This window comes from Pseudidiomarina fusca (assembly GCF_032227045.1).
Lineage (GTDB): Bacteria > Pseudomonadota > Gammaproteobacteria > Enterobacterales > Alteromonadaceae > Pseudidiomarina > Pseudidiomarina fusca.
Genome location: NZ_JANFPJ010000064.1, coordinates 1 through 3,690, shown reverse-complemented (window position 1 = coordinate 3,690; position 3,690 = coordinate 1). Strand labels below are relative to the sequence as shown.

Below are 3,690 nucleotides of genomic sequence, written 5' to 3'. Positions count from 1 at the left end.
GGCGGGAACCGACCCCACGGGCTATATTGGCTGTGGGGTATCACAGATGGCGGACTCGATGTGCCCCCATATGACAGCCCTTGAAAATGCCACCACGGACACCTCATCGAAGCCTCGTCAAAACGCCAGTTCCAGCACTACCCTAGACAATGGCGTTCAAATCAATGATATGTCACGCACCATGAAAAATGGCAATACCGTAGATCTTATGTCACAAGGCAGTCTCAGTAAAGAAAATGTTGGGAAACCGGAATTAGGTGACGTAGGAGGAGATCGTGGACTGTCAGATTTCAGCGTAACCAATAATGAATGGGATGCACTTGCAAATGAGGATCTCGCGACGTTATATAAATCTAGAGCAATGAAGGGTGATAACGTCGGAAACGTGGGGCTAGGCATTTGGGGTAGTTTTGAGGACAATATTGAAGTCCACGGATATTTGGGTGCCATATATTGGAACAAAATGGTTGGAACATTGACGACGTTAAATACATACGCAGCATTATCTGATGACGCAGCTTATTTTCCATTTATGGATGGTGCCACTGTTAAGATGATGATGGCTCATATTCATAATAAGCCAATGGCTATTCGCATAGCTCAAGAGCACTTAAATGCTGTTCAGCAAGATTATAATAATGATCGTGTGGGAATTAGAGGCTTACTCAGTGAGAGGCAAATTACGAGATACCATCATAGGGTGTTCAGGGAGTTTAATGCAAATGTGGGAAGGTACGGTGGAACAATAGGTCATGGTGAACTGCCTAGGCCGATGTCTAATGCGATTCGTGATATTTCCAAGCTATTTTATTGTCAACCAGCCTGTGATAGTAACTAGGGAGCTTGAGATGAAACAACTAAGTATTATAATTTTTATCGTGTTATTAGCTTGCACAGATGAAGATCCAAAATTTATTAAATGGCATGGTTTTTCAATTCCCACGGCCTACGTCTTAGGTGAAATTGGAGGCTCGGGATTGTATAGCATTGGCGCTGAAGAAAGGGATGATATAGCTATTGAACTTAGATCGAATGTTATTGATGGAAACTATGTACAGTATACTTTGACATTGGCGAGCAACATCTCAAATGGTGAAGCTAAAACAAAGGCGCTCAACCTAGCAAAAAACGGTGGAGTCTTAAAAAAGCATGAGTCTGGACTATACAAACTGTCTGAAAATAATACCTCAATACATTGGCAGCTAGTATCACCTACATACGAAGGGACTAACCTTATTGGCGTTGAGCCTGTTGCAGAATGTTCACAGCTTAAGTCATCTCCGGAATCCTGCGTATTTGGGTTTGTTGACAGTGATGTGTATTACACAGTGTCATTGAGCGGTCGAAACATTTCTAACTATCGGGAAGTCAGAGAGCTGCTAAAAGCAAAGCTCTCTATGTGGGCGGTGCACTGATGTAACTACCGCGTAAAGTAATATAGCTCACTCGTAGACTTTCTTTTAAACTATCTTGCCCCCCCTATATCGGATGAGGTTAGAATCGCGCTAATTGAAATGAGCGGCGACAAAACAGGTCTAGCGTTACTGGAGTACTTCGTAAACTCCGGTACAAAACTTGAATTAATAGATACATCCTTCACTCGCACTAAGGAAAGTGGAACACTTGGTTTCGCCTTTATAGCCGATTATGGTGAAGATTCCGCATTTCCCGATGCGGTATATTACACACGAAACCTTGTCGCATTTAGGTCACACAAGGGTTACCAATAAGGCGCTCATATTCTAAGAAAGATGACATACACAGCTATATGAACTCAACTAAGTAAGGTGCCAATACAAGAAACCGACACAAATACAGGGAACTTACAGCTAGCATTTACAAGGATGGTAGATTTGATCTAAGCAAATTATCACTTGATAAGAAATTTGAGCAGCAAGATATACTTAATTTAAAAGTAAGGCTAAATCGCTATTTGGTCGTCCCAATTACTCATGAAATGTTAGGTTATGCAAGCTTTGAAGACTTCAAAGCGCGTAATTTTAGCTGCACAGACCTTGAATCCAACGCCAGATTTGAATGTAATTTGAAGGCTGACTCATTCATTAACATTCAACATGCGGCATATATCATGGCCACCAATGGTTATTTAGTTAATGCTCAGGGATACCTAGACTTTTCGAGTGTAAGTTTTATCGGTGAGCATTAATTGATATTGGCTGTGGCGTGGGCCAAATGGTGGATTCGATGTGTCCTCATATGACAGCGATTGAAAACGCCACCACGGACACCTCACCGAAGCCGCGCCAAAACGGCAGTTCGAACAATACCGTAGGTAATGGTGCGAGTGACAAGGTTGCAAGGATTAACGGGAGTGGTGAAACTAGCGATTTAGCGGCGCCAACCGAGGCTGGTACCAGTGGAAGAAACACAAGCGATATAGAAAAAGAGCTTGGAGGTAGTACATTTAAAACGACCGAAGATGGGTGGACTCTCAACTGGAGTGAAAATGTCACTAGAGAAGATAAGTCAGATCTTATCGGTGAATCCCAAGATTCGTTTTATGTTGGCTTGGTTGATGAGTTAACGACACAGGTACAGGTACTCAAGAATGGAAAAGTTGACCCGAATGACACTAACGATAACTTCCTTATTCAAGGGTTAAATAACAGCGCATATAGAAAATACACTGCCACTTCTGATGTGTATGAAAACTACACGCAGGTTTCCGGTGAAATGGTTTATTCACTCAGAAATGTTAACACTAACGAAACAAGGTTTTTGCGGCGGGAAACAATCTCCCGAAGGGAAAATGTTTTTAGGTCCGCAACATTACGCAGCGTTAACTTCAAAGGTCTTGTTGGTGTAGCCAACCTCCCTAGGGGCACCCGACCTCAATCCCATTTGTACTTACAGCAAATGCAACGGTCTGTAGGAAAGAATATTATAAAATTTAATCTGGGAGGAAACTAAGGATGAGGAACACGATATACATTCTGTTTGCATCAATAATTATGACGGGTTGTGCAGAACCTGAACCTGAAGGTAGCTTCAATGCTGTCGTGACATTTCCTGTGAACAACATATGTCACGATTATGTGTTGGGACTGGAAGGGGAAAGAAGTCTATTTGATATGTCATACAAACCTTTTACGGTAAAGCTCGATGCATTCCCGCAAATATCTGGTTTTATGGAATTACGTAGTAACAACATGATAAATGTTGAGTTGCAAAATGAAGCTATCAAAATGATGGATAAATGTTTTGCAAGAGCCAAAACAACAGTAGATGTTACGGCCTCAGGTGCGTGGATTGACGTTGGAAAGGTGTTGCAATCTAACGCGGCAAATGGTGTACCAGTACACTCATTAGTGCTGAATGGCTCTAAGTTAGATATTTACTATAACTGGGATGACAAAAGAAAAAACTAATAGCTCACTAACATTATCACCCGTGGCGGCAACCAGTATAGCTTTACCTATGGCGCGCAGCGCGAGCGGGTGAAAGTTATTCGAGATGGGGTGACCACCTATGAAGTCGACCATGCCTATGAAGAAAGCCCGGATGGGAGCTGGAAGGTCTATTTAGGCACCATGGCTATCATCAGCTACAGCAGTAGCGATGGGCACCATATTCGTTACCGCCATAAGGACCGTCTCGGCACAAGCTTGACCTTCAGTGACGAGGATGGGCAGGTCGTCGGGCGCCGGCACTATGACGCCTTTGGTAAAC

Annotated in this window: 3 protein-coding genes and 1 pseudogene; all 4 read left to right on the top strand. The window is 42.9% G+C overall.

The genetic code is table 11. The features are described 5' to 3' along the window. Positions 1-838, top strand: a pseudogene (locus tag NOG12_RS12940) (hypothetical protein); the annotation flags it as partial. Between the two features lie 10 nt (positions 839-848). Beyond that, positions 849-1,415 (top strand): hypothetical protein, encoded by a 567-nt coding sequence (locus tag NOG12_RS12935; RefSeq protein ID WP_313933479.1) that lies wholly within the window; start codon positions 849-851, stop codon positions 1,413-1,415. An 802-nt stretch (positions 1,416-2,217) separates the two neighbouring features. Continuing rightward, positions 2,218-2,931, top strand: coding sequence for a hypothetical protein (locus NOG12_RS12930; protein ID WP_313933478.1), 714 nt, complete (start codon positions 2,218-2,220; stop codon positions 2,929-2,931). Between the two features lie 2 nt (positions 2,932-2,933). After that, entirely contained in the window at positions 2,934-3,389 is a 456-nt protein-coding gene (locus tag NOG12_RS12925) for a hypothetical protein (protein ID WP_110076909.1), read from the top strand. Positions 3,390-3,690: the final 301 nt, after the last annotated feature.

Bases quoted from the DNA above. Each gene is read 5' to 3' on its own strand.
- NOG12_RS12935 (WP_313933479.1), top strand. From the start codon at position 849: ATGAAACAACTAAGTATTATAATTTTTATCGTGTTATTAGCTTGCACA.
- NOG12_RS12930 (WP_313933478.1), top strand. From the start codon at position 2,218: ATGACAGCGATTGAAAACGCCACCACGGACACCTCACCGAAGCCGCGC.
- NOG12_RS12925 (WP_110076909.1), top strand. From the start codon at position 2,934: ATGAGGAACACGATATACATTCTGTTTGCATCAATAATTATGACGGGT.